Source organism: Spirillospora albida (assembly GCF_000718255.1).
GTDB classification, from domain to species: domain Bacteria; phylum Actinomycetota; class Actinomycetes; order Streptosporangiales; family Streptosporangiaceae; genus Spirillospora; species Spirillospora albida.
In genome coordinates, this window is sequence record NZ_JOFJ01000007.1 from 36,836 (window position 1) to 61,105 (window position 24,270).

The window sequence follows — 24,270 nt, forward strand, 5'->3', positions numbered from 1 at the left end:
GCCTTCCCGGTGCCCGGCCGCGCCCGCGGGTCCGACCATGGAGAGGGTGATCTCGGTGATCTCCGTCCCGGCGCGGCGCCGCACGCCCCCGTGGTTCGGCCGCGAGGCACGGCGGGCGCTCGCCGCCGGCCTCGCGGTGGCGGCGCTCGCGCTCGGCGCGGGCTGGCCGTACTGGCGCGGGCACCCGGCCGCCGCCGCGGTCACCCTCGGCTGCTGCGCGGGCATCGCGGCGCAGGGCGTCCTGCTCGCCACCGGCGGCCGCACCCGCCGGACCGGGCTGCTGTTCCTCGCCGCGTCCGTCTGCTGGGCGGTGAACTGGCTGGCGAGCTGGGACGCGTACGCGGGGCCGATCCTGTCGCCCTACGCGCAGGCCGGCTTCTTCCTCGCCCTCGGCGTCGGGGTGCTCATGTACCCCGACGGCCGCCTGGAGTACACCGCCGACCGGATCTGGACGGTCCTCGCGGTGCTGATCCTCATGGGCGGGCCGACCGCGCTGTGGGTCACCTCCGAGCCGGAGTGGGCGGCGTTCCACGGATCGACCGTGTGGTGGCCCGCCCCCTTCCCCGACGCCGGGGCGTTCGAGACCGCGCTGCGCGCGTCGGCCGCGCTCTACGTGTTCCTGGCGCTGTCGTTCGCCGCAGTCCTGCTGCTGCGCCTGCCGCGCATGGGGCGCTTCAAACGGCTGCTCACGCTGCCGGTCACGGCGGCGCTCGCGTTCGTCGGGCTCTCCGCCGCGCTCACCCAGCGGCCCGTGATGGAACCGTCGATCGCGCTGGCCGACCTGCTGCACGTCTACGCCGTCCAGGGCGCGGTCGCCACGTTGATCCCGTGCACGCTCCTCGCGTCCGGGCTGCGGCTGCGGATCGCCGAGCTGACCGTCGCGGGACGGATGCTGCGGCTCACCGCGCCCGTCACCGTGGAGCGGGTCCGCGCCGCCCTCCGGGACGTCCTGCGCGACCCGACCCTGGAACTGTGGTTCTGGGCGCCCGCCGAACGCGCCTACGTCGACGCGTCCGGCCGCCCCGCCGACCTGACCGGATCCGGCGCCGCCCGTGTGGCCGGATCCGGCGCCAGCCGTCTGGCCGGATCCGGCCGTGCGGAGCCGGGGGACCGCTGGCGCCGGACGGTCCGCGCCGACGACGGCGGGCCCCTCGCCGTCGTCGAGTTCGGCGGCGCGCTCCGCGACCACGCGTCCCTCGTCGAGGCCGCGCTCGCCGCCGGCGGCCGGGCCCTGGAGACCGCGCGGCTGCAGGCGGCCGTCCACGCGAACCTCGAACGGGTCCGCGCCGCCTACGGACGGCTCGTCCGGGCCGAGGCCGCCGAACGCGAACGGCTCGCCCGCGACCTGCACGACGGCGCCCAGCAGCGGCTCCTCGCGCTCGGCGCGATGCTCGGCACGCTGGAGGCCGTCACCACCGACCCCGCCGTCAAGCGCCACACCGCCGGCTGCCGCCGCGAGCTGATGACCGCCCTCGCCGAGCTGCGGGCCCTCGCCCGCGAGGTCCGGCCCGCGCTGCTCGTCCAGGACGGCCTCGGCCCCGCCCTGGAGGTCGCCGCCGAGCGGATCGGCGTCCGCGTCGTCCTGGACGTGCCGACCGGCCGCCTCCCGCCCGACCGGGAATCCGCGCTCTACGGCCTGCTGTGCGAGACCTTGTCGTACGCTGTCGAACGCGCGGGCGCGACCCGGGTGACGGTGTGCGTCCGTCCCTCCGGGCCACGGCTGGTCGCCGAGGTGGGCCTCGACGGGGAGATCCCCGTCGGCCCCGCCGCGGACCTGGCCGGACGCGTCGGCGCGCTGCGCGGTCACCTGGAGATCGACGGCGGCCCCGGTACGGGCACGACGGTGAGGATGGTCCTGCCATGCGAGTAGCCCGATGAGGGTGGCCCTGGCGGAGGACAGCGGCATCTTCCGGCAGGCCCTCGAGACCCTGCTCACGACGGTCGGGATCGAGGTCGTCGCGTCCGCCGCGACCGGCGACGAGCTGTTCACCCGCGTCGCCGTCGACCCGCCCGACGTCGCGATCGTCGACCTGCACATGCCGCCCACCCACACCAACGAGGGCGTCGTCCTCGCCCGCCGGCTGCAGGTCCGCGACCCCCGCATCGGCGTGCTCGTCCTGTCGGCGTTCAACGAGACCCCGCAGGCGCTCGAGCTGTTCCGCGACCGGCCGCGCGGTGTCGGCTACCTGCTGAAGGACCACGTCACCGACGTCGAGGTGCTCCGCTCCGCGCTGGAGCGGGTGCGGCGCGGCGAGGTCGTCATCGACCCGGACGTGGTGTCGCGGCTCGTCGAGGCCCGGCACCACCGGCGGGAGCTGGCGCGGCTGTCGGAACGCGAGCGGGACGTCCTCGGGCTGATGGCGGAGGGCCACTCGAACGCGGGCATCGGCCGCCGCCTGCACCTGTCGGCGCGGACCGTCGAGGACCACGTCCGCGCCATCTTCACCAAGCTGCGGATCACCGCGTCCGGCGGACCGGACGGCCCGCAGGACACCAACAAACGGGTGCTCGCGGTGCTGACCTGGCTGCGCGCCGCCGAGACCCGCTGACCGGTGCGGCCGTCCGGCTGGCCGGCCTGGTTCGGCCCCGGGGTCCGGCGCGCCGCCGCCGCGGGCGCCGCGGTCGCGACCGCCGCGCTGCTGTGCGGCTGGCCGTACTGGCGCGCGCACCCGGGTGCCGCCGCGGTCACCCTGCCGGGTTGCGCGGGCCTCGCCGTCGCGGGCGGTGTGCTGGCCGCCGGGCGGACCGGCCGCCGGACGGGCGCGCTGTTCCTCGCCGGGTCCGGCTTCTGGGCGCTGCTGTGGCTCGCCGCGTGGAACACCGGCCCCGCCCCGCTCGTCTCGGTGTTCGCGCAGTCGGCCTTCTACACCCTCGTCGGGGCGGCCGTGCTGCTCTACCCGGCGGGCCGCCTCACCCGCCCCGCCGAACGCCTCTGGGTGATCGCGTGCGCCGCCGTCCTGTTCGGCGGCCAGCTCGCGCTGTGCCTGCTGTCGCGTCCCGAATGGAACGGGTTCGCGCCGGACGCGACCTGGCCGTCCGTGGCGCCGCACCACGCGGTGTTCGACTGGACGCTGGGCACCATGACGGCCCTGCTGATCACCCTCGCGGGCGCCCTGGTCGTCCTGCTGCTGGCGCGGCTGCCCCGCACGGGCCGGCTGGACCGCCCGCTGACGGCGCCGGTCGCGCTCGCCATCAGCGTCATCGTCGTCGCGGGCGTCTGGAGCCAGAACTCCATCATGGCCCGCGGCATCACGCTCGCCGACGTCGAGCGCGCCTACCTGATCCAGAGCCTGTTCGCGGCCGTGCTGCCGCTGGTGTTCCTCGGCACCGGGCTGCGCGGCCGCCTCGCCGAGCTGACCGTCGCCGAGCGCATGCAGCGCCTCGCCGCGCCGCCCGTCACCCTGGAGAAGGTCCGCGACGCGCTGCGCGGCGTGCTGCACGACGAGTCCCTCGACCTGTGGTTCTGGGTGCCCGCCGACGATGTCCACGTGGACGTCGCGGGCCGCCGCGTCGACACCGCGCGGCCCGGCGCCGCGCCCGGCCCGGACCCGCCGGGCCGCCTGCGGCACGAGGTCCGCACGTCGGCGGGGGAGCCGCTCGCGATCGTCGACCTCTCCGGTGCGCTCCGCGGCCACGAGCCCCTCGTCGCGGCGGCGCTCGCCGCGGGCGGCCGCGCCCTGGAGGCCGCCCGGCTGCAGGCCACCGCGCGGGCGCACCTGGAGCGCGCCCGCGCCGCCGGGGAGCACCTCGTCCGCGTCCAGGCCGCCGAGCGCGAACGGCTCGCCGCCGACCTCCAGGCGAGCGCCCGCCGCCGGCTCCGCACGCTGGACGGCCGCCTCGCCGCCCTCGCGCGGGCCGCGGACGACCCGGCCGCCCGCGCCCTCGCCGACCGCTGCCGCGCCGAGCTCGCCGAGGCCGCCGCCGAGCTGGACGACCTGGCCCGAGGCGTCCACCCGGCGCTGCTCACCGAGGCGGGCCTCGGCCCGGCCCTCGCCGCCGTCGCCGGCCGGAGCGCGGCACCGATCCGGCTCACCGTCCCGCCGCGCCGGTTCCCGCCCGAGGTCGAGTCGACCCTGTACTTCGCCCTCTGCGAGGCCCTGACGAACGCCGTCAAGCACGCCGGCGCCGCGACCATCGCCCTGACCGTCGAGGCCGGCCCGGCCGCCGTCGTCGCGGAGGTCCGCGACGACGGCGCGGGCGGCGCCGCCCACCAGCCCTCCGGCGGCGGCCTCAACGGCCTCACCGACCGCGTCCGCGCCCTGCGCGGCACCGTCACCGTCACCTCGGCCCCCGGCGCGGGCACCACCGTGACGATCACGCTCCCGGCGGTCTCCTGACCGCATCAGGACAGCCGCTCCGACCGCCCCGCCCCGCCTCGTCCCGGACGCCAGCATGGCCCCATGGCGGAGACCGGGCACACGGGGGAACTGCTGGACGACGCCGACGGCGGGGCCGTCGAGGTGAGCCCGCCGGAGGGGGCGGAGCGCCGGCTGGGGCCGGGCGACCGCGTCACCTTCGGCCGCGGGCCGGACGTCGACGTGCCCTTCGGGGCCGGGGACAGGTGGATGTCGCGGCGGGTCGGGGAGATCGCGGTGGAGCCCGGCGGCGTCCGGATCCTCAACCTCAGCCGCAAGCACGTCCTCCTCGTCCGGACCGGGAACCTCGCCGACCCCGGGTCCGGCGAGCATCCCGAACCCGTGCGGCTGCGGCCGCGGGTCCCCGGCGAACCCGCCGAGGCGTGCCTGCTGGCGGCCGGGAGCGCGCTGATCGGTTCGGCGGTGATGCTTCAGGAACGCCGCGGCGTCCTCGTCCGGGTCCCGGCGGCGCCCGCCGCGGAGCCGTTCACGCACGCGCCCGGCGGCGGCTCCCGGTCCAGCACCGTCGCGCGGATCACGCTCCGGCCCGACACGCGGGGCTTCATGGTGGCCCTGCTGCTGTGCGAGCCGTGGCTGCGCGACCCGTCCCGCCGGTCCCCCCTGCCGTCCTACCCCGAGATCGGCGCCGGGGCGCTGCGGGTCGCGCGGGCCGCGCACCTCCTGGCCGCGATCGAGCGCGATCCGGACCGCCGCGACCTGCTCACCGGGAAGATCCGCGACCATCTCAAGGCCCTGCACCGCAAGCTCGTCTCCCGGAGGCTGCTGCCGGACGGCAAGCCTGCGGGCGCGGCGGCCATCGCGGCCGCGCTCATCCACTTCGACATCATCGGGCGGCGCCATCTCGCGCTGTTCGAGGACGACCACTGGCTGGAGGTCCAGGCGTACGCGTGGCGGCGCTGCATGTGAGCCGAGCCGTGTCCAGTCCCCGACCGGGGACCGGACGCGCGCGCCCGTTCTCCGGATCCTGGGACATGTCCGGAAACGCGGGAGAGCAGGAGGAACACATGAACCGAAACGCGCGGGCCCGCCGGTGGGCCCTGCGGACGCGCCGAGAGCGGGGCGCCGCCGCCTTCCTCGCGGCGGACCTCGTCAGCCGCCTCGGCCTCATCATCGCCGCCGTCCTGATGGCGTTCGCCGAGCACGGCGCCGCCGGGCCGGGCGGCCACGGCTACTGGATCGTCGCCCTGCTCACCGCGGTGCCGCGCGGGGGCCTGGTGATCCACGTCGACCGGGGGAGCGAGGTGCGCTGACCGGGACCCCCGAGCGGGGCCTCGCGATCGGGGCGCCCGCCGCGGCTCCGGCCCGGCGGGCGCCTCAGCGCCTCAACCGCCAGAGGGCCGCTGCGGCCAGCAGAGCGCCCTGCACCGCCAGCGCGAGCAGGCTCATCGCCCAGGGGACGGCGGCGTGCCGCCACAGCGCGTCCCCCGGGTCGCCGGCGCCGAGGCCGGTGGTGGCGGCGAGCGCGGCGAACCCCCAGCGGGCGGGGGCGAACACCGCGAGCGCACCGAGGAGCGGCTCCCCGGCGAGCGGAACGAGCGCCCCGCACAGCGGCAGCTGCACCGCCGTGGCGGCGGCGACGGCGGGCAGCGCCCGGTCCGGCCGGGGCAGGAACGCCGCCACCGCCGCCCCCAGCAGGACGCTCACCAGCGCGGTCGCCGCGAGCGCCACGCCCAGCTCGAGCGCCGGCAGGACGAGCAGGACCGCGCCGGCGGGGCCGGGCCGCACCGCGAGCCAGAGCACGGCGGTCGCCGCGGCCTGGAGCACGGCCACCCCGCCGAACACCGCGGCCTCGGCCGGCAGGTACGCCTCGGGCGGCAGCCCGGCGGCGCGTTCGTGCGCGTACACGGCGCGGTCGCCCGCGACGGCCCGCGCGACGGGCACGGCGGAGGCCGCCGCCACGCCGAGGGTCAGCACGGCGAGCACCCGCCGGGCGCCGTCGCCCGCGACCGCGAGCCCGGTGCCGTCGGCGACCGTCGCCGCGAGCAGGACCAGCAGCGGCGGCACGAGCGCGAGCAGCCCGAGGACGGGCGGGTCCGCGGCGATGAGCCGGACGCGGCGGCGGGCCACGATCCCCGCCTGGTGCGCGATGCGCCGCCGGGCGGCACGGTCCCGGACGGACGCCGCCGGGGCCGCGGGCACGCGGACGGGCGGCTCCACCGCGGGCGGGCCGCCGTCCAGCAGGTCCGACCGGGCGTCGGCGACCGCCGCGAGGTCGTCGAAGACGTCCGCCCACTCGGGGGAGACGAACCGCTGCCGCAACCCGGCCGGGGGACCGAGGTACGCCTCGCGCGCCCCGCGCGCCAGGACGAGCACGGCGTCGCAGGACGCGAGGTCGGTCGGTTCCCGGGTCGCCACGACGACCTGCCGCCCCGCGTCGGCGAGCCGCCGCAGCAGCCGCATCAGGTCCCGGGCGCGGCCCGGGTCGAGACCGGCGAACGGTTCGTCCACGAGGAGCAGAGACGGTCCGGTGAGCAGCTCGCACGCGATGCGGAGCCGGCGCCGCCGCTCGGCGTCGAGGGACCCGGCGCGGCGTCCGGCCGCCTCGGTGAGGCCCGTCTCGGCGAGCGCGTCCCGCACGGCCTCCGCCAGCTCGGCGGGTGCGGTGTCCGCGGGACGCCGCAGCGCGGCGGTCGTGCCGGCCGCCTGCCGCACGGTGAGCCGCCGGTGGCCCGTGTGCCGGTCCGGGACGAGCGCGATCCGGGTGCGGATGTCGGCGTTCGCGTGCACGTCCCGGCTCTCGTAGCGGATCCGCCCGGCGGCCGGCGGGAGCCGCCCGGCGATCTGGCGCAGCAGCAGGGACTTCCCGGAGCCGGACGGTCCCACGATCGCGAGCAGCGACCCGCCGGTGAGGCTCAGGGTGAGGGGCGCGCCGCCCGAGCCGGGCAGCACGGCCAGCTCGTCCAGCTCGAGCCCGGTGTCGGGGTCGCCGGGCAGGAAGTGCAGCCGGTCGGCGATCCGGACGAGCCGGGTCCGGCCGATGGTCAGGACGTCGCCGTCGCAGAGCGGCGCTCGGGTGACCCGGTCGCCGTTGCGGAACGTCAGGTTCGCGCTCCCGAGGTCCTGCACGACATGGCCGCGCGCACCCCGCACGATCCGGGCGTGCTCGCGCGAGACGAGGGGGTCGTCCAGCACGAGCCCGTTGCCGCGGCCGCGGCCGATCGTCAGCCGCCGTCCGAGCGGCACGGGCTCCCTGACCGGCGCCTCCGCCCCGTCCTCCGGCGGCGTGACGATGATCTCGACCAGGACGCCGTCGAGCCGGTCGCCGAGCCTGACGGCGAGCCCGGCGCCGGCCGGCCGGGCCGTGACGGCGGTGTCCTCGTGCCAGGTGCCGTTCGCGGAGTCGAGGTCGCGCAGCACCCAGCCGCCGTCGAAGGTGATCTCCAGGTGCCGCCGTGACACGCGGGCGTCGGCCAGGACGAGGTCGCAGCCGGCGCCGCGGCCGATCAGCACCCGGTCCCCGGGCGCGAAGCGCCGCTCCCGGCCGGCGGCGGACACGGTGAGCCGGCCGGGAGCGCCGTCCGGGCCGGTCACCCGCTCGGTGTGGCGGTCGGCGGCACGTACCCCGCGTTCGCGACCAGCTGCGCGTCGCCGAGTACCAGCGTTCCGCCGTGGCAGCGGGACGCGTCGCCGCCGCTGAACGTCCACCGCAGCGCGAGCCGGAGCACGCCGCGGACGTCGACGTCCAGGTCCCTGGTCTTGCCGAGCGTGGTGGTGATCGAGGCCAGCTTGCGGGCGTCGCCGTAGAACTCGACGGTCACCTGCGTCTTGGCGGCCTCGGAGTTGTCGTCGACCCCGGCGAGCCCCTGCAACCGCGTGTAGTGCTGGCCGAGGTCGTATTCGACGCTCCCGCTCCCGCCGCTGCAGGGCGAGCCCTCGATGCCGATGGCGTGCAGCTGCGCGTGGCCGGAGAGCCGGTAGCCCGTGGCGTCGGCGCCGGTCCTCGGGGTGTCCCCGGCGGCGGGCTCGAGTTCGGCGAGGTACTGGATGGCGTTGCGCGACGACACGGTCAGCGCGATGGTGGCGGGCAGATCGGCGCCGGGCTGCGGGTCCTGCTCCAGGACGACCCCGTCGGGGGAGCCGTCCGGAGCCGGGGCGCGGCGGATCTGCACGCCGACGGACGCGGGCAGGAGCTTGCGGGCCTCCGCCTCGGGAAGCCCGAGGAGATGGGGGACCAGGCCCTCGCCGTAGCTGGGCCGGGCGCTGCTGGCCACGGGTGACGGGCCGCCGCCGGTCCGGTCGCCGGTGGTCGGCACCGGCGTGGGCGTGGCGGTGGCCCCGGTGCCCGCGGCGTCCGGCCGGGTGACGGCGTAGCCGCCGATCGCCGCGGCGCACACGACGGCGGCGACGGCCGCGCCGACGGCCAGGACGCGGCGGAGGCGGCGGCCTCGCCGCGGCGCGGGCGGCGCGGCTCGCGGGCCGGTGTTCCCCGGCTGCGGCAGCGGCATCGCGGTCTGCTCCCCGTGCAGCAGGGGGACCGCCTCGGGCGGTGCGGTCAGCGAGGGCGCGGCGGGCAGGTTCTGCAGGTCCCGCGCCAGCGCCTCCAGCAGGATCGCGACCCGCTGGGCGGACGCGGGCCGCTGCCCGGGATCCTTGGCCAGCAGCTTCGTGATCAGCTCCCACAGCGGGTCGGGCACGCCCTCCGGCCGTCCCGGCGCGTAGCCCTCGTGCCGCTTGAGCATCGTCATGGTGGACCTGTCGGCGAACGGCGTCACGCCGCAGCACATCTCGTACAGCATGATGCCGAGCGCGTACAGGTCGCTCGCCGGCGTCGGAGGCGCCCCGTCGGCGAGTTCCGGCGCGATGTAGGGGGCGGTGCCCACCAGCTGCGTCGACGAGCCGGTCGCCTGCTCGGCGATGCGCGCGATGCCGAAGTCGGTGAGCCGGACGGCGGGCGGTGTCCGGCGCATGTCGAGCAGGACGTTCTCCGGCTTGACGTCGCGGTGCACGATACCGGCGTCGTGCACCGCCGCCAGGGCGTGCGCGGTCTCGGCGGCGACCGCGCAGGCGTCGGCGGGCCGCATCGCGCCGTGCTCGCGGAGCGGGCAGCGCAGGTCCGTGCCGTCGATGAGGTCCATCGCGATCGCGAGGGTGTCGCCCTCGACGATCAGGTCGTGCACCCGCACCAGGTGCGGGTGGTCGATACCGGTGAGGATCGACTTCTCCCGAAGGAAGCGGTCGACGGTCTCGCGGTCGCGGGCGAGGGTGTCGTGCAGGACCTTGAAGGCGAACGCCTCGCCGGTGTGCGACCTGCCGCGCCACACCTCGCCCGTCGCACCGCGGCCGAGGACCTCCTCGAGAAGGTATTTGCTGCCCAGGGGGCGTTCCACTGCGATCTCCACAAGGGGCCGAAGAAAACCGGAAAGTCCGGCGATTCTCGCAGCGGCCCGCTGCGCGCGGCTCCCTTACGTCCGCGCAGGTGATCGACTGTCCGGCAGTGGCCAATCGCGGCCGAATCACCTTCGACGCGAGTCGGCAATTTGCCGGAAATGGGCAATTTGTCAGTTCTATTGGGGGTTATTTGCCGACCGGATCAGGGCTTCCGGGCGACGGCTCCGTAGACGTCCACCTCTTCCGGTTCGCCGAACAGGTCGGCCTCGGGGCGCCAGCGCAGGCAGGAGACCTGGCCGGGCTCCAGGAGCTCCAGGCCCTCGTAGAGTTCCGCGAGCTCCGCCGGGGTCCGCAGGGTGTAGGGGACGGCGCCGGTGTCGTCGTACTCCTCCTGGGCCTGCTGCAGCGCCTCGCCCTGCACCTCGTAGGTGCCGTCGTAGTGGATGAAGAAGCTGCCGGACGGGAGCCGGTCGAGGAGGCGGCGGGTGATGGCCTTGGCCTCCTCCCAGTCACGGATGTGGCCCAGGATGCCCATCAGCATGAGCGCGATGGGGCGGTCCATCCGCAGGGTGCGGCCGGCCTGGGCCAGGATCGTGTCGGTGTCGCGCAGGTCGGCGTCGATGTAGTCGGTGGCGCCCTCGGGCGTCCCGGCCAGCAGCGCGCGGGCGTGCGCGAGGACGAGCTTGTCGTTGTCCACGTAGACGATCTTGGCGTCGGGGGCGACCCGCTGCGCGACCTCGTGGGTGTTGTCCATGGTGGGCAGGCCGGTGCCGATGTCGAGGAACTGGCGGACGCCCTCCTTCTCGGCCAGGTGCCGCACGGCCCGGCTCAGGAAGATGCGGGACGCCCGCGCCATGTCGACCACCCCGGGGGCCTGCTCCCGGTAGGCGTCGCCCGCCTCGCGGTCCACGGGGTAGTTGTCCTTGCCACCGAGCCAGTAGTTCCAGATCCTGGCCGAATGCGGGACCGTGGTGTCGATCTCGGGGCCCAGCGGAGCGGGGGTTGCGTCGTCGGTCACGAAGCCATTCCTTCCGGGTCGTCGTCGCGTCCTTCGAACCTAGACGCGGACGGCCCCCCGGGGCACCCATTCCCCTTTATCCATGGGGCTTTCGAAGGGATCGGGCCGCGCCGGAACCCGGACGCGGCCCGGCTCAGCGGCGGGGGCGGGGAAGGGACGGACGGGAATCGAAGAACGCGCCCATGAGCGCGCTCGCGAACGAGGGCCACTCGTGCCCGCCGCGCTCGATCGTGCACAGCGCGACGACGACGCGTCCGGGGCCGGTGCCGGCGCATCCGTCGGGCGCGCCCCGGACCGGGCGGGTCAGCGCGGGCAGCCTCCCGATCCACCGCCAGAACTCCATGACGGCCTGGACGGGAAGGAAGGGGACCTTCACGTCCGCGTCCATGTTCCCGCCGCCGGTGTAGGGGACGGACGGGTCCCACGTCCCGTGGAACGCGAGGACCGACACCGCCCGCCGCGGCGCGCAGCCGACCGCGAGCGCCCCCGACACCACGGCGATGCCGGCGACCCGGTCGGCCCGCTCGCAGGCGTAGCGGTACGCCATGCCGCCGCCGTTGGAGAAGCCGGTGAGGAAGACGCGGCGCGGGTCGGCGACACCCTGCCGCACCAGCGTGGCGATCAGCCGGTCGAGGAACGCGACGTCGTCGACGCCGAACCAGCGGGCGAACCAGCAGCAGCCCCCGGCGTTCCAGGTGCCGAGCAGGCCCTCGGGATAGGCGACGGCGAACCGGCCGGACGCGGCGAGCGCGTTCAGGCCGCTCTGCCGCTCGACGTACGCGGGATCGTTCAGGCCGCCGTGCATCGCGACGATCAGCGGCAGCGGCCGGGTCCGCCGGTCGGGCACGCGCAGCAGGTACGGCCGCTTCCAGCCGTCCATGTCGATGGTGTGCGCGCCGGCGGCGGGGGAGGGAGCGGACGACGGGGTCGCGGAGGGTGCGGGGGGCTTGGCGGGGGCGGTGGGGGACGCCCCGGCGGGCAGGGGGTGGGCGACGAGGCTCGCGATGAGGATCACGGCCGTCGCCGCCGCCCGCGCGGCGATCTTCATGCCGGAGATCATGCGCCGGGGCGGCGGCCTCCGCCACTCAGCCGCCCGCGGAGATCGGCGGCCCCGATTAGCAACGGCCGACAGGTGCGCCCGGGGCGGGGACCGGGGGTGACCGGCCTGTTCCGGTCCGTGTGACACGGCGCCCGGCCGCGGCGCTGAAGGGGTGGAGACGGACGGCGGCGGCGCGGCCGGGTGGGCGGGCGTCATCAGGAGGGGAGTCCATCGGGGCGCCGCCGTCCGTGCACCCGCGGAAGCCGTCCGCAGCGGCGGACGATGCTCGGGACGGGCGTCCGAGAGACCATTGACGGGTACCCGGCGACGAATTTACAGTGTCCAGACCGACTGGTCGGTATGTGCGTTCCCCTGATATTCCGCGGGCTTTTCGGAGAATGGTCATGATCCCCAGCACGATGCAGGACTTCCCGCTCGACGTCGCCGCGATCCTGCGGCACGGCGCCCGCGTCCACGGCGGCAGCGAGTGCGTCACCTGGACGGGCGGCGGTGAGCCGCACCGCGCGACGTTCGCCGAGGTCGCGGCCAACGCCGGGCGGCTCGCCGGCGCGCTTGCCCGGCTCGGGGTGCGGCCGGGCGCGCGCGTCGCGACGTTCTGCTGGAACAACCAGGAGCACCTGGAGGCGTACTTCGCGGTGCCCGCGATGGGCGCCGTCCTGCACACGCTGAACATCCGGCTGTTCCCCGAGCAGCTCGCGCACATCGTCAACCACGCCGACGACCAGGTCGTCATCGTCGACGACACGCTCGTCCCGCTGCTCGCCCGGGTCGTGGACCGGCTGCCCGCCGTCGAGGCGTTCGTCGTCGTCGGCGACGGTGACGCCGGGCCGCTGGAGGCCAACCCGAACGGCGCGCCGGTGATGCGCTACCACGAGCTGCTCGCCGCCGAGGAGCCCGACCACCCGTGGCCCGCCGTGGACGAGCGGTCCGCCGCGTCCCTCTGCTACACCAGCGGCACGACCGGCGACCCCAAGGGCGTCGTGTACTCGCACCGCTCGACGTTCCTGCACGCGATGGCGGTGCTGTCGGCGTCGCTCGTCGGCATCACCGAGGCCGACCGGGTCCTCGCCATCGTCCCGATGTTCCACGTGAACGCGTGGGGCCTGCCGTACGGGGCGTTCCTCTCGGGCGCGACACTGCACATGCCCGGCCCGTTCCTGCAGCCCGAGCACCTCACGGAGTTCATCGCGCGGGAGCGCAGCACGCTGTCGTCCGCCGTCCCGACGATCTGGAGCGCGATCCTCGCCTACGGCGAGACCCGCGAGCTCGACCTGTCGTCGCTGCGGGGCGGCACGTCCGGCGGCGCCGCCGCGCCGCGCGTCCTGTTGGAGCGGTTCGAGGAACGGTACGGCCTGCGCATCATCCAGGGCTGGGGCATGACGGAGACGAGCCCGCTCGGCGGCATGGCGTTCCCGCCGCCCGGCGTCGAGCCCGGCACCCCGGAGGACGTCGACTGGCGCATGAAGTCCGGCCGCGTCGCGCCCGGCGTCGAGATGCGGATCGTCGACGCGGACGGCGCGGAGCTGCCGTGGGACGGGACGGCCGTCGGCGAGATCGAGGTGCGCGGTCCCTGGATCACCGGCTCCTACCACCGCGACCCCGCTCCGGAGAAGTTCCACGACGGCTGGCTCCGCACCGGCGACATCGGCACGATCGACGGGCGCGGCTACTTCCAGATCACCGACCGGGTGAAGGACGTCATCAAGTCTGGCGGCGAGTGGATCTCCTCCGTCGAGCTGGAGAACCACCTGATGGCGCACCCGGCGGTGGCGGAGGCGGCCGTGATCGGCGTCCCGGACCCGCGCTGGGACGAGCGCCCGCTCGCCTGCGTCGTGCTGCGCGAGGACGGGGAGGCGACGGCGGAGGAACTCGCGGCGTTCCTCCGGGACAAGGTCGCCCGCTGGCAGGTCCCCGAATACTGGACGTTCCTGGACGAGGTGCCGAAGACGACGGTCGGGAAGTTCTATAAAGGACCGCTGCGGAAGATGCACGCCGATGGGGCATTCAAGGTCGAGCGGACCGGCTAATCGGCCGTCCTGTGTCGTCCGCACGCGTCCCGGGCGTGATGCCACGGCGTCACGTCTCCGGACGCGAGGACGTCGGCCAGGGCGGTCGCGAATGCTTCGAGGGCGTCGACGCGGTCCATGGGGGTCGCGGCCTCGCCGATGCCGTCGTCCCGGCGGCACAGCCACGTCTGCCCGGCATCGTCGGTCAGGACGATGACTTTCGTCCCGGCGAGGTGGAACGTGGCGTCTTTGTGCCCGCCCGCGTTGAGGACGTCCTCCATGCTCGGATCGCTCATCCGGTCACCTTCCGCAACTGTTCCCGGGCGTCCCTGACCTCCCGAATCGCTCCCCACGGGGCCGTGTCGGTGAGGATGTGGCGAATGTGGATATCCATACGGCGGGACGTCAACAGCGGCGCCACCGTCGTAAGGGCGTCCATGCCGTCGACCATGAGGCCGACGTCCTGGGCCTGGATCGCCGACTTCGTCAGCCGCGCCCGGTACAAGCCGACGAGCAGCGGGGATTGTGTCTCCACGGACGAGATGGCCGTCTGGAGGTCCGCGGCCCCGAGCGTGTGTAGGCCGCAGTCGACGAGCGCAATCCCGCTGTTGGCCATGACCTCGGCGCCATCAAGCGGATTCAGTCCGTCGGTGAGGCTCTGCGCCCCTTCCAAGGCGCGGCGGACGGCGCGCTCCTGGCCGGGGACGCCGGCGAGGGAACGCGCGAACCGGACGAGGAGCTCCGCGCGGGTGCCGTCGTCCAGATCGGGCAGGGTCAGGCCGCGGCGGACGTACTCGGCGGCGCGGGAGCGGGGGCCCTCGTAGTTGCGGATCAGAGACAGGGTTGCGTACCCGTGCGCCTGCCCATGCACATCGCCGGCGCGCTCGGCGAGGGTGACGGCAAGACTGGCGGTGCGGGCGGCGCGGTCACGATCACGGGTGTCGTGCAGGATGAGCGCGGCCCGCCGGGCAAGCCCCGACGCCGCCGATTGGAGGGCGGTGTCGGTGCTATGCACCGCAGGCGTGATGCGAGCCAGATGGCGGAGCGCTTCGCGGACGAGGGGGGCGCCACCGATCTGTTCCTCGGTGTGCGCGAGGCGGTCGGCGAGGAGCCGCACGTAGGCGGCGTCCCGGTACGGACTGGTCGAGGTCGCCGACGGGATCAATGCGACGCTTGCCGCCGACGCCAGAAAGCGGCGCCTCTTCACAGGGTCCTCCTCGGCGGGGACGAGTTCGAGGGTCCACCCCACCGTACGCAGCAGCCCGGCGGACTTGGCCATGCCGGGGTCCCGTTTGCCCGCGAGAACCATCGACACCCACGGCTGGGAAACGTCAAGGCGACGAGCGAGGGCGGCACCGGACCAGCCATGCCGCCGCATGACCGCGCGGAATGCGTCGCCAAGGCTCGTGACGCCCATGCCCGGACCGTATAACGCCCCGTTAAGGCGCGGCTACCGGTACGGGCGAGGCGGTGCTTTCCTGCGCGAAGAAGGTGTCACGTGACACAGAGACGGCCCCGGTCCGGCGGGTGAACGCCGGGGGGTCCGGGGCCTAACCAGGAAGTGAGGATCCTGGCTGATGCACAACGTACCTGACCCCCCGGGAATCGACCCGGCGGCCAGCGAAGCCCTGGAAAAGCTCCGCGCCGACTATCCGACCTGGTCGATCGAACTCCGGGACCGGATGGACGTTCCGTGGCGAGCGCGCCGGCAGCGCGAGCCGATTTGGCGTGGCGGGGTCGTCGACGTCGAGGCGGCCACCGCCGAGCAACTCCGCGAGCGCCTGGAGCGCTTCCTCGCCATTGACGCCGAGATCGCGAGCCGACCGTGATGGGGCCGTTCGCCGAAACGCTCAGGGGACCGGCGCGGCCTTGGGAGCCGCCCCGCTTCTACGCCTGGCAGGCGCCGCACGCGTGCGGGGTCACCGACCGGCAGGAGCGCGCGCTCGACGGCGTCCGCGAGGCTCTGCGCGACGAGCCGCCCGGGACGGTCGCGCAGATCCGGCGCGTCACCGTCAACGGGTGCGGGACGTACATCGACGTCGGCGCGGCCGTCACCGCGGCCCTCGACGCGGCGAGCGGCGCCCTGGTGTGGGACGTGGCATGAACCCGCTTCTCGACCTCGACCAGGCGCTCACCACCGAAGGGTGGTGCACGCAGCTCCGGGCAGACGGCCCGGTGCCGCTGCTGCGCGTATGGCACCCCTCGACGCCATGGTTCGGAGACAGCGTGTCCCCCCGCACCGGGCCGGACGGGACGAGCGCGTTCTACACGCGGCGTTGGCCCTCTGCGACGACATCCCGGCCGCGTGCGGGGCCGTGATGGCGCTGTGTGCGCGGCGCATCTCCTGGGGCCACAGCCTTCCGTGAACCTGCCGATGGCGCTGCGCGTCACAGTAACAACCTTGTGTGACCGGCCGCTCCTCCCAACACGACAGGACCCCCGATGCGCACCCTCCCCACCCTCCTCGCCGCCGCTTCCGTCGCGCTCACCGCTGGATGCGCCGGCGCCGGCCAGCCGGCAGCGCAGGTGACCGTGACCGAGCGCGCGCCCGGCCCGGTGGTTGCGTCGAGCAGCGCACCGAAGGCCGCAGCACCGAGCAGCGCGGAGCCGTCCGCGAAGCCGAAGCCCCCGAAGGTGCGGGTGCCGCGCGTCGTCGGGATGAATCACCAGAAGGCGCAGAACATCATGCAGGCGGCGGGCTTTTTCCTGCTTCGGGAGAAGGACGCCACCGGGCAGGACCGGATGCTCCTTTGGGATCGGAATTGGATCGTCGTCCGGCAGTCACCGAAGCCGGGGACGGTGGTCTCGACGGAGCGGATGATCACCCTGTACTCGAAGAAGATCGGCGAGTAGCACGCACGACTAAACGGCCCAAGACCCGAGGAGACGGGCTGTTCGTGCCGGACGGGCTTCCCACCCGCCGACCGAGGTAGTCCACGGCGGTACTTCGGCGAAGGCCAGACCGTTCCGAGGCTCAGCAGGCGCGTCGGCAGGTTGGTACCGCTGCTCAACCGCGCGGTCGATGACGAGTACGTCAGCTCGACGAGCGCGGATGAGCTTGGTGACGGCGGTGCGAATGACGGAGTCGAGCATGTATGCCTCCTGACGCGGCATGGCTGGATCGGGCCAGCCAGGTAGTATGGATGAGCCTTTTGTGGTGGGTGCGGCATCGACGGCCTGGCGGCTACGTCCTTCGGACGGGCCCCGGCCAGGTTCGGAGCGCCCATGTACGGCAACTCGCAGCAGCCGCCCGGTTTCCCGCCCTTGCCCCCACCGCCTCGCCGCAAGAGCGGGTGCCTGTTGGCTGGAGGAGTCGGTTGCGGGGCGCTGTTGTTTCTGTTCGTCGTTCTCGGTGTCATCGGGATGGTGGTCGACACTCCACCGGAGCCCACGGAGACCCCAACGGCCAGTCGTTCGTCTGGTACGCCCTCGCCGACGGCGTCGGCCACAAGGACGCAGAGCCCGCGCGTGGCGCGGACACGTACGCCTACGCGGACCCAGGCGCCCACCCGGAGGCCGACTAAGACATCGACAAGGCCGACCGTTAGACCGACCGTCCGGCCGACAACGAAGCGGCCGGTGAGGACAACCCCGCCGAGACCGAGCACCGACCCGCGGTTCTCAACCTGTGCGGAGGCGAACCGCGCCGGATTCGGGCCGTACCACCAGGGCAAGGATCCGGAGTACTCCTGGTATCAGGACCGGGACGACGACGGAGTGGTGTGCGAGCCGCGCTAGCTGGCCGATCAGTGGACGCGGAGCAGGAGCGGTCACGTCTTGGGCCCGACGATGCCCTCGTCAGCGACGCCCATCCCACCGCTGGACGACCTTGACCGCGGCCTCGGAGGCGGACCCGAACTCGCCGTCGACCTTGACCGGGTGTGACCGAGCGCCGAGCAGGCCATGGACAGTCTCGACGTGCTCGCCGTCGTCCCCGCAGCTGAGGGGGGAGCTTGCGCATCATGGCCTCCTGCCAGGAGTCGGGGAACGGGGGTGGAGGCGCCGGAGTAGGCGGGGCGGTCGGTACCCGTAGATCCGCGACGGCCGGTTGATGGTCTTCCGGTAGACGCCGTCCCGGCTGTAGTACCGGCCGTCCAGCGACCCATTTGTGTTCCGTCGACGGTGTTGATGCGAGACGCCGAAGCAGCGAGGATGAGCCGGACGTGTGTCGACCCGCCGTGCCCGTAGAACACCTAGTCCTCGCCCACGTTCACGTCGGCCTGGTCGATGACCCAGCTCAAGAAGGGCGTGCACCACAGGTAGCCATGACTGCCCTCCGGGCGGCGCGGGATGCGGCCGAGCCACCTGTTTGTAGCGGGGGGGCGTTCGTGCCGCGTTCGCGGTACCCGATCTCGCCGGTGGCCGCCTTGATCGCCGCCGTCGAGGTGAAGGACATGCAGGTCCTCTGCCACCCAGACCTTCCCCGAGATCACGAAGCCTTGGGATCCTCAGCCGCACCCGGTACCCGTCGCTCGTGTAGACGGTGAGGCCGGAGAGCGCGCGGCGGCGAGGTCACTCGGTGGGTCGGCGTCGGTATGCCGGAATTCAGGCTTGATCTGGATGGGACCGTCGGTCCCGAGCCGGATGCGGACCTGGTATCCGGTGTGGGTGGTCTGGTTGTAGTGCCCGACGAGGCAGACGTAGACGGCGTCAGCGGTGATCGACGCGGCAGGCGCCCGGAATGCGGCCTCGACGTCGACGTTCGTGCAGCCGAGCGGGAGCTTCACACCGGAGGTCGCATTCGGTCTATGATGCGTCGCGGGACCCGGCGGCGCCCCGCACGGCCGTCCTGGTCGACATCACGCCGACGTGGGAGCCCTGCGACTGCGCCCTCTGTCTACCTGCGGTTCCTCGCCGCCGCCTGCTCGGGCCTTCCTAGTCGCTTTAAAGAAGATGCGAGTCGGCAAGTTCGACAAGAAGCCGCTCCGGGCGCGGCACAGGGCGGCGGAGATGGCCGTGGAGAAGGTCACTCCTTCAGACCGTTGAGGAAAAGGTCCACGTAGTGGTCGCTGATCGCCGCGGTGTCCAGCCGGCCGCCGGGGCGGTACCAGGCGCCCAGCTGGTGGACGGTGCCGAAGAAGAAGTGGACGGCGATGTCGGCCGGCGTGCGGGTGCGGAACGCGCCCGCACGCTGGCCCTCCTCCACCAGGGCGCGGAACCGCTCGTGGTAGCGGCGCCGCTCGGCGCGGACGGCCTCCCTGCGCTCCGCCGACAGCAGGTGCGTCGAGCGGAAGAACACCGTGAAGTCGTCCAGGTAGCGGAACGAGGTGTTCAGGACGTCGGCGGCGGCGGCGCGGAGCCGCTGCTCGGCCGTGCCGGGGCCGTCGGCGATCCGCTCCAGGCGGAGCATCTGCATGCCGAGGAGCCGGTGGTAGATCTCGTAGAGGAGATCGTCCTTGGAGCCGAAGTAGTGGTACATGGCGCCCTTGGTGACGCCCGCCGCGTCCACGATCTCCTGGACGGAGGTGTTCTCGTAGCCCTTCTCGGCGAACATCCGGGTCGCCACCGCCAGCAGCCGGTCGGGGAGCGGCCGGCCCTTCTCGCCGGTGCGCGCTGCTGAAGTCCGCGTCACGACCCTGCCTCCGTTCCGGAGCGGCGGCCCTGTTGACGGCGCCGTCGGGCGATTCTATCTTCGGTGAATCCGACCAGTCGGTATGTTCCATTGGTCTCGGGGGAGTCCGCGTCCGTTCCGACGGCGAGGTGACGTCCATGTCCGGTCCCCCGTCCGCCGACCTCCTGGAACTCCGCGATGTGACGGTCCGCTTCGGCGGGCTCCTGGCGCTGGACGCGGTGTCGCTCACCGCGCCGCGCGGCCGTGTCACCGGCGTCATCGGCCCGAACGGGGCCGGCAAGACGACCCTGTTCAACGTCGTGTGCGGCTTCGTCCGGCCCGAGTCGGGCGAGCTGCGCTGGCGCGGCGCGCGCCTCGGCCGGCACCGGCCGCACGACCTCACCCGGCTCGGCATCGGCCGGACGCTGCAGGGCCTCGGCCTGTTCCAGGGGCTGACCGTCCTGGAGAACGTCATGGTGGGCGCCGACCGGCACGCCCGCACCGGGTTCGCGTCCGGGCTGCTGGCGCTGCCGCGCGCCGACCGCGACGAGGCCGCGCTGCGCGGCCGCGCCCTGGCCCGGCTGGAGGAGCTCGGCATCGCCGACACCGCCGCGCGGCCGCCCGGCGGGCTGCCGTACGGGGTCCAGAAACGGGTCGCGCTCGCCCGCGCGCTGGTCTGCGAGCCCGACCTGCTGATGCTGGACGAGCCCGCCGCCGGGCTGTCGGCCGCCGAGATCGACGAGATCGCGGAGCTCATCCGGGGGATGCGCGGCGGCCCCGGCGTCGTCCTCGTCGAGCACCACATGGACCTCGTCATGGGCGTCTGCGACCGGGTCGTCGTCCTCGACTTCGGAAAGGTCATCGCGGCCGGCGAGCCCGCCGGGATCCGCGACGACCCGGCCGTCCTGGACGCCTACCTCGGTGAGGAGGTCCGCCATGACGAAGGCACTGCTTGAGGTGCGCGGGCTGGACGTCGACTACGGCGCCGTGCGCGCCCTGCGCGGCGTCGACCTGTCGGTGGAGCGCGGGTCGGTCACCGCCGTCCTCGGCGCGAACGGCGCCGGGAAGACCACGCTGCTGCGCGCCCTGTCCGGGCTGCTGCGGCCCGCGTCCGGGACGATCGAGCTGGACGGGCGGGACCTCACCCGCGCGGCCGTCGAGCGGATCGTCCGGCTCGGCGTCGCGCACGTCCCGCAGAGCGGCGGCGTCATCACCGAGCTGACCGTCGCCGAGAACCTGCGGCTCGGCGGGCTGTGGCGGGGGGACCGCGCCGCGCTCGCCCGCCGGATCGACGAGATGTACGCCCTGTTCCCGCCGCTCGCGGAGCGGCGCTCGCTCCCCGCCGCGACGCTGTCCGGCGGGGAGCGGCAGATGCTCGCGCTGGCCCGCGCGCTCACGGGCTCGCCCCGGCTGCTGCTCGTGGACGAGCCGTCCCTCGGCCTCGCCCCCCGCGTGGTCGCCCGGCTCATGGCCGTCCTGCGGCGGCTCTGCGACGAGGACGGCCGGACGGTCCTGCTCGTCGAGCAGAACGCGCGCAGCGCCCTGTCCATCGCCGACCGCGCGATCGTGCTGGACCTCGGCGCCGTGGTCGCCGCCGAGCCCGCCGCGACGATCGCCGCCGACGACCGGCTCCGCCACGCCTACCTGGGGTTCTAGATGGTGCGCTTCATCAATCTCACGCTCGCCGGCATCACCTCGGGCGCGGTGTTCGCGGCGGTCGCGCTCGCGCTCGTGCTGATCTGGCGCGCCACCCGGGTCGTCAACTTCGCGCAGGGCGCCATGCTGATGATCACCACGTTCATCGCGTGGAGCGTGATCGACGCGGGCGGCTCCTACTGGCTCGCGCTCGGCGCGGCGCTCGCGTCCGGGCTGGTGCTCGGCGCGGTCGTCGAGCGGGTCGTCGTCCGTCCGGTGGAGAACAAGCCGCATCTGAACGCCGTCATCGTCACGCTCGGGCTGTTCGTCGTCCTCCAGGCCGCCGCCGGGATGATCTGGGGCGACACCCCGCACTCCTACCCGCCCGCGTTCACGATCCGGGGCCTGTCGGTCGCGGGCACCTGGCTGCTGCTGTCGCCGTTCGACCTGTTCGTCATCGGCGCCGTCGCCGCCGTGATGGTCGCGCTGACCCTGCTGTTCGTCCGGACCGACCTCGGCCTGAAGCTGCGCGCCGCCGCGTTCGCCCCCGAGATCGCGCGGCTGCAGGGCGTCCGGGTCGGCCGGATGCTCACGCTCGGCTGGGCGCTCGCCGCGCTCGTCGGATCCCTCGCCGGGGTGCTCGTCGCCCCGTCGGTGTTCGTCGGACCCACTCAGTTCGACGCGATGCTCGTGTTCGGGTTCACCGCCGCCGTCATCGGCGGCCTCGACAGCCCCGCCGGCGCCGTCGTCGGCGGGCTGCTGCTCGGCTGCGCGCTGAGCTACGTCTCCGGCTACGTCAGCTCCGACCTGGTCACGATGGGCGCGCTCGCCGCGCTCATCACCGTCCTGATGGTCAGACCGAACGGGCTGTTCGCCGCGAGCGGCGGAAGAAGGGTGTGACGCCGTGTCCATTGACAGCCGGGCGCTCTTCAGGCTCACCCTCGTGCGCCACACCTGCGGCGCGGTCGCGGCGATCGCCGTCCTGTACGTCCTCACGACCACCGCGGGGCCCTACCGCGACCTGCAGATCGCGCAGGCCGCCTACCTCACCTGCGCGGTCGCCGGGCTGACCGTGCTGACCGGGCTCGGCGGGCAGATCTCCCTCGGGCACGGCGCGTTCATGGCGGTCGGCGCCTACACCGCCGCGCTCCTCATCATCCACCAGGGCTGGCCGCTCGCCGCCGTGCTGGCCGCCGCCACCGGCGCCACCGCGCTCACCGGCGCCGTCGTCGGCGCCGTCGCCGCCCGGCTCGAAGGGCCCTACCTGGCGGGCGCCACGCTCGCGTTCGCCATCGGGCTCCCCGGCCTCGCGAACTACGAGCCGCTCATCGACCTCCTCGGCGGGCAGAACGGCCTCGCGGTGCCGCCGCCCGTCCCGCCCGCCGGGCTCGGCGCCGCCTTCCCGCTCGAACGGTGGCAGGCGTGGATCGCGTGCCTCGGCGCCGTCCTCACCCTGTTCCTGCTCGCCAACCTCACCCGCGGCCGGTTCGGCCGGACGCTGCGCGCCGGCCGCGACGACGAGATCGCCGCCGCGCTCGCCGGGCTGCGTGTCGCCCGGCTGCGGATCGTCGCGACCGTGGTGTCCGCCGCCTGCGCCGGCCTCGCCGGGGGCCTGCTCGCGCTCGTCGCGACGCTCGCCGCGCCCGGCGCGTTCCCGCTCGCGCTGTCCCTCCAGCTCATCGCGGCGATCATCATCGGCGGGCTGGGCAGCCTCGCCGGCGCCGTGTGGGGCGCGCTGATCCTCGTCTTCGTCCCGACCTGGGCGTCGGACGCGGCGTCGACGTCGGGGCTGTCCCACAACATCGCGTCCAACCTCCCCCTCGCCATCTACGGCCTCGTCCTCATCGCGGTGACGCTGGCCTTCCCGCGCGGCCTCCAGGGCGGGCTGCGCGATCTCGGCGGCGCCCTCCGGCGCCGCCTGCCACCGCCCCGGCTCCCGACCAACCCCCCAGGAGGAGCAGATGAAGCGACCACGGACGATGCGGGCGCTCGCCCTGATGACCGCGGCGGTGCTGGCGGCCGCGGCGAGCGCGTGCGGCGGTGACGGCGGCGACGGCGACGGCTCGTCCGCGCCCGGCGTGACGGCCACCACCGTCACCATCGGCAGCCACCAGCCGCTGACCGGCCCGGCCGCGCCCGGCTACAGCGCCAACTCCGCCGCCTCCAAGGCGTTCTTCGACTACGTGAACGCCAACGGCGGCGTGCACGGCCGCAAGATCGTCTACAAGTACGTGGACGACGCCTACAACCCGACCCAGACCGTCGGCGTCGTGCAGAAGCTCGTCCTCCAGGACAAGGTCTTCGCGATCGTCAACGGGCTGGGCACGCCGACGCACTCCAAGGTCGTGGACTACCTGAACGCCCAGCGCGTCCCCGACCTGTTCGTCGCGTCCGGCTGCAGCTGCTGGGACCAGCCGAAGAAGCACCCGCAGACGTTCGGCTTCCAGACCGACTACATCCGCGAGGGCAAGATCCTCGGCGACCACGTGAAGAAGGCGTTCGCCGGCAAGCGGATCGCGTACTTCTACCAGAACGACGACTTCGGCCAGGACGGCGTCAAGGGCCTCGACAAGTACATCCCCAAGGACCAGGTCGTGACCCGGCAGTCCTACCAGCCGGGGAACACCGACATCGGCGCGCAGGTCCAGGCCATCGCGCAGGCCAAGGCGGACGTCGTCGTCATGTTCAGCATCAACACCTACACCGCGCTGTTCCGGCTCGCCGCCCTCAAGCTGAACTTCAAGCCGACCCTCGTTGTCAGCGGCGTCGGCTCCGACCCGATCACCCTCACCGGGCTGCTGGAGAGCTTCGCCAAGAAGGGCGGCTCCGCCGTCGAGGGCAACCCCCTCATCCAGGGCATCATCACCGCCGGCTACCTCGCCTCGCCCGGCGACACCTCGAACGGCTGGACGCAGCTCTACAAGAAGATCCACGCCCGGTACATCCCGAAGCTGCCGTTCAACGGCAACATCGTCTACGGGATGTCGGTCGCGTACACGTTCGTCCAGGCACTGCAGGCCGCCGGTCCCAACCCGACGCGGGCGGGCCTGGTGGCCGCCCTGGGCAAGTCGAAGTTCACCGGGCCCGGCCTCGTCCCGTTCGCCTTCGGCACCGGCTCGCACGCCGGCTACACCGGTGCGCAGATGGGCACGATCAAGGGCCAGGCCATCGTCCCGCTCGGGCAGCCCCTCACCACCGACGCCGCCGACGGCCCCATCACCCCCTACACGACGCCGCAGCCGCCGGCCCCGGCCAACGGGATTCCGCCGGCCCCCTGACCAGGCTCCTCGGGGCAC

Annotated in this window: 23 protein-coding genes; 15 read left to right on the forward strand and 8 right to left on the reverse strand. The window is 74.1% G+C overall.

Annotation, left to right across the window (positions count from 1 at the left end):
- The first annotated feature begins 46 nt into the window (after nucleotides 1-46).
- From IE99_RS29060 to IE99_RS0111655, 5 genes are all read left to right on the forward strand, one after another.
- Complete coding sequence (locus IE99_RS29060; protein ID WP_051712406.1) at nucleotides 47-1,870, forward strand: histidine kinase; 1,824 nt, start codon at nucleotides 47-49, stop codon at nucleotides 1,868-1,870.
- Nucleotides 1,871-1,874: 4 nt separating this feature from the next.
- Complete coding sequence (locus IE99_RS0111640; RefSeq protein ID WP_030168155.1) at nucleotides 1,875-2,549, forward strand: response regulator transcription factor; 675 nt, start codon at nucleotides 1,875-1,877, stop codon at nucleotides 2,547-2,549.
- A 3-nt stretch (nucleotides 2,550-2,552) separates the two neighbouring features.
- Nucleotides 2,553-4,337: a sensor histidine kinase gene (locus tag IE99_RS0111645; protein ID WP_051712407.1), complete on the forward strand. Its 1,785-nt coding sequence runs from the start codon at nucleotides 2,553-2,555 to the stop codon at nucleotides 4,335-4,337.
- Between the two features lie 63 nt (nucleotides 4,338-4,400).
- Complete coding sequence (locus tag IE99_RS0111650) at nucleotides 4,401-5,282, forward strand: FHA domain-containing protein (RefSeq protein WP_030168161.1); 882 nt, start codon at nucleotides 4,401-4,403, stop codon at nucleotides 5,280-5,282.
- A gap of 98 nt (nucleotides 5,283-5,380) precedes the next feature.
- Nucleotides 5,381-5,626 (forward strand): hypothetical protein, encoded by a 246-nt coding sequence (locus IE99_RS0111655; protein ID WP_030168164.1) that lies wholly within the window; start codon nucleotides 5,381-5,383, stop codon nucleotides 5,624-5,626.
- Between the two features lie 64 nt (nucleotides 5,627-5,690).
- On the opposite strand, the gene IE99_RS0111660 is transcribed toward IE99_RS0111655, so the two are convergent.
- The 4 genes from IE99_RS0111660 to IE99_RS0111675 all read right to left on the reverse strand — a co-directional run bounded on the left by IE99_RS0111660 (nucleotide 5,691) and on the right by IE99_RS0111675 (nucleotide 11,770).
- On the reverse strand, nucleotides 5,691-7,907 hold the full coding sequence (locus IE99_RS0111660; RefSeq protein ID WP_030168167.1) for an FHA domain-containing protein: 2,217 nt from the start codon (nucleotides 7,905-7,907) through the stop codon (nucleotides 5,691-5,693).
- Nucleotides 7,904-9,703 carry a protein kinase domain-containing protein gene (locus IE99_RS30210; RefSeq protein WP_051712408.1) on the reverse strand — a complete coding sequence of 600 codons (1,800 nt, stop codon included), beginning with the start codon at nucleotides 9,701-9,703 and terminating at the stop codon, nucleotides 7,904-7,906. Before IE99_RS30210 ends, IE99_RS0111660 begins: the two co-directional genes overlap by 4 nt.
- A gap of 203 nt (nucleotides 9,704-9,906) precedes the next feature.
- Nucleotides 9,907-10,722: an SAM-dependent methyltransferase gene (locus tag IE99_RS0111670; protein ID WP_051712409.1), complete on the reverse strand. Its 816-nt coding sequence runs from the start codon at nucleotides 10,720-10,722 to the stop codon at nucleotides 9,907-9,909.
- 133 nt (nucleotides 10,723-10,855) lie between these two features.
- Complete coding sequence (locus tag IE99_RS0111675; RefSeq protein WP_157610209.1) at nucleotides 10,856-11,770, reverse strand: CE1 family esterase; 915 nt, start codon at nucleotides 11,768-11,770, stop codon at nucleotides 10,856-10,858.
- A 395-nt stretch (nucleotides 11,771-12,165) separates the two neighbouring features.
- On the opposite strand from IE99_RS0111675, the gene IE99_RS0111680 reads away from it, so the two are divergent.
- A complete protein-coding gene (locus IE99_RS0111680) occupies nucleotides 12,166-13,809 on the forward strand; it encodes a long-chain fatty acid--CoA ligase (RefSeq protein WP_245623167.1) in 1,644 nt (547 codons plus the stop codon).
- Here the strand turns inward: IE99_RS0111680 and IE99_RS0111685 are convergent.
- Both IE99_RS0111685 and IE99_RS0111690 read right to left on the reverse strand, forming a co-directional pair.
- Nucleotides 13,806-14,084, reverse strand: a complete 279-nt coding sequence (locus IE99_RS0111685; RefSeq protein ID WP_157610211.1) for a hypothetical protein — start codon at nucleotides 14,082-14,084, stop codon at nucleotides 13,806-13,808. The genes IE99_RS0111680 and IE99_RS0111685 overlap by 4 nt on opposite strands.
- A complete protein-coding gene (locus IE99_RS0111690; protein ID WP_030168188.1) occupies nucleotides 14,081-15,205 on the reverse strand; it encodes a helix-turn-helix domain-containing protein in 1,125 nt (374 codons plus the stop codon). Before IE99_RS0111690 ends, IE99_RS0111685 begins: the two co-directional genes overlap by 4 nt.
- A gap of 160 nt (nucleotides 15,206-15,365) precedes the next feature.
- Here IE99_RS0111690 and IE99_RS0111695 point away from each other — a divergent pair, with 160 nt between their 5' ends.
- The 4 genes from IE99_RS0111695 (at nucleotide 15,366) to IE99_RS33630 (ending at nucleotide 17,526) form a co-directional block, all read left to right on the forward strand.
- A complete protein-coding gene (locus IE99_RS0111695) occupies nucleotides 15,366-15,617 on the forward strand; it encodes a hypothetical protein (protein WP_030168191.1) in 252 nt (83 codons plus the stop codon).
- Nucleotides 15,614-15,892 (forward strand): hypothetical protein, encoded by a 279-nt coding sequence (locus IE99_RS0111700; RefSeq protein ID WP_157610213.1) that lies wholly within the window; start codon nucleotides 15,614-15,616, stop codon nucleotides 15,890-15,892. The genes IE99_RS0111695 and IE99_RS0111700 overlap by 4 nt, the downstream gene beginning before the upstream one ends.
- 338 nt (nucleotides 15,893-16,230) lie before the next feature.
- A complete protein-coding gene (locus IE99_RS31105; protein WP_084219446.1) occupies nucleotides 16,231-16,641 on the forward strand; it encodes a PASTA domain-containing protein in 411 nt (136 codons plus the stop codon).
- A 510-nt stretch (nucleotides 16,642-17,151) separates the two neighbouring features.
- Entirely contained in the window at nucleotides 17,152-17,526 is a 375-nt protein-coding gene (locus IE99_RS33630) for an excalibur calcium-binding domain-containing protein (RefSeq protein WP_425423820.1), read from the forward strand.
- Nucleotides 17,527-18,236: 710 nt separating this feature from the next.
- Here the strand turns inward: IE99_RS33630 and IE99_RS0111715 are convergent.
- Nucleotides 18,237-18,515: a hypothetical protein gene (locus IE99_RS0111715; protein WP_030168203.1), complete on the reverse strand. Its 279-nt coding sequence runs from the start codon at nucleotides 18,513-18,515 to the stop codon at nucleotides 18,237-18,239.
- Nucleotides 18,516-18,754: 239 nt separating this feature from the next.
- Nucleotides 18,755-19,360 carry a TetR/AcrR family transcriptional regulator gene (locus IE99_RS0111720; protein ID WP_030168206.1) on the reverse strand — a complete coding sequence of 202 codons (606 nt, stop codon included), beginning with the start codon at nucleotides 19,358-19,360 and terminating at the stop codon, nucleotides 18,755-18,757.
- A gap of 137 nt (nucleotides 19,361-19,497) precedes the next feature.
- Between IE99_RS0111720 and IE99_RS0111725 the strand changes: the two genes are divergently transcribed.
- From IE99_RS0111725 to IE99_RS0111745, 5 genes are read left to right on the forward strand one after another with little or no spacing between them, the layout of a single operon-like run.
- Nucleotides 19,498-20,295, forward strand: a complete 798-nt coding sequence (locus tag IE99_RS0111725) for an ABC transporter ATP-binding protein (RefSeq protein ID WP_030168209.1) — start codon at nucleotides 19,498-19,500, stop codon at nucleotides 20,293-20,295.
- Entirely contained in the window at nucleotides 20,276-20,995 is a 720-nt protein-coding gene (locus IE99_RS0111730; RefSeq protein WP_030168211.1) for an ABC transporter ATP-binding protein, read from the forward strand. Before IE99_RS0111725 ends, IE99_RS0111730 begins: the two co-directional genes overlap by 20 nt.
- On the forward strand, nucleotides 20,996-21,874 hold the full coding sequence (locus tag IE99_RS0111735) for a branched-chain amino acid ABC transporter permease (RefSeq protein WP_030168214.1): 879 nt from the start codon (nucleotides 20,996-20,998) through the stop codon (nucleotides 21,872-21,874). It abuts the gene before it with no gap.
- A gap of 4 nt (nucleotides 21,875-21,878) precedes the next feature.
- A complete protein-coding gene (locus IE99_RS0111740) occupies nucleotides 21,879-23,018 on the forward strand; it encodes a branched-chain amino acid ABC transporter permease (protein ID WP_084219448.1) in 1,140 nt (379 codons plus the stop codon).
- Nucleotides 22,936-24,252 (forward strand): ABC transporter substrate-binding protein, encoded by a 1,317-nt coding sequence (locus IE99_RS0111745; protein ID WP_030168219.1) that lies wholly within the window; start codon nucleotides 22,936-22,938, stop codon nucleotides 24,250-24,252. Before IE99_RS0111740 ends, IE99_RS0111745 begins: the two co-directional genes overlap by 83 nt.
- The last annotated feature ends 18 nt before the right edge of the window (nucleotides 24,253-24,270 follow it).

Bases quoted from the DNA above. Each gene is read 5' to 3' on its own strand.
- IE99_RS31105 (WP_084219446.1), top strand. From the start codon at position 16,231: ATGCGCACCCTCCCCACCCTCCTCGCCGCCGCTTCCGTCGCGCTCACC.
- IE99_RS33630 (WP_425423820.1), top strand. From the start codon at position 17,152: ATGGTGGTCGACACTCCACCGGAGCCCACGGAGACCCCAACGGCCAGT.
- IE99_RS0111745 (WP_030168219.1), top strand. From the start codon at position 22,936: ATGAAGCGACCACGGACGATGCGGGCGCTCGCCCTGATGACCGCGGCG.
- IE99_RS0111650 (WP_030168161.1), top strand. From the start codon at position 4,401: ATGGCGGAGACCGGGCACACGGGGGAACTGCTGGACGACGCCGACGGC.
- IE99_RS0111680 (WP_245623167.1), top strand. From the start codon at position 12,166: ATGATCCCCAGCACGATGCAGGACTTCCCGCTCGACGTCGCCGCGATC.
- IE99_RS0111640 (WP_030168155.1), top strand. From the start codon at position 1,875: ATGAGGGTGGCCCTGGCGGAGGACAGCGGCATCTTCCGGCAGGCCCTC.
- IE99_RS0111695 (WP_030168191.1), top strand. From the start codon at position 15,366: ATGCACAACGTACCTGACCCCCCGGGAATCGACCCGGCGGCCAGCGAA.
- IE99_RS0111730 (WP_030168211.1), top strand. From the start codon at position 20,276: ATGACGAAGGCACTGCTTGAGGTGCGCGGGCTGGACGTCGACTACGGC.
- IE99_RS0111675 (WP_157610209.1), bottom strand. From the start codon at position 11,770: ATGAAGATCGCCGCGCGGGCGGCGGCGACGGCCGTGATCCTCATCGCG.
- IE99_RS0111690 (WP_030168188.1), bottom strand. From the start codon at position 15,205: ATGGGCGTCACGAGCCTTGGCGACGCATTCCGCGCGGTCATGCGGCGG.
- IE99_RS0111685 (WP_157610211.1), bottom strand. From the start codon at position 14,084: ATGAGCGATCCGAGCATGGAGGACGTCCTCAACGCGGGCGGGCACAAA.
- IE99_RS0111655 (WP_030168164.1), top strand. From the start codon at position 5,381: ATGAACCGAAACGCGCGGGCCCGCCGGTGGGCCCTGCGGACGCGCCGA.
- IE99_RS0111735 (WP_030168214.1), top strand. From the start codon at position 20,996: ATGGTGCGCTTCATCAATCTCACGCTCGCCGGCATCACCTCGGGCGCG.
- IE99_RS0111725 (WP_030168209.1), top strand. From the start codon at position 19,498: ATGTCCGGTCCCCCGTCCGCCGACCTCCTGGAACTCCGCGATGTGACG.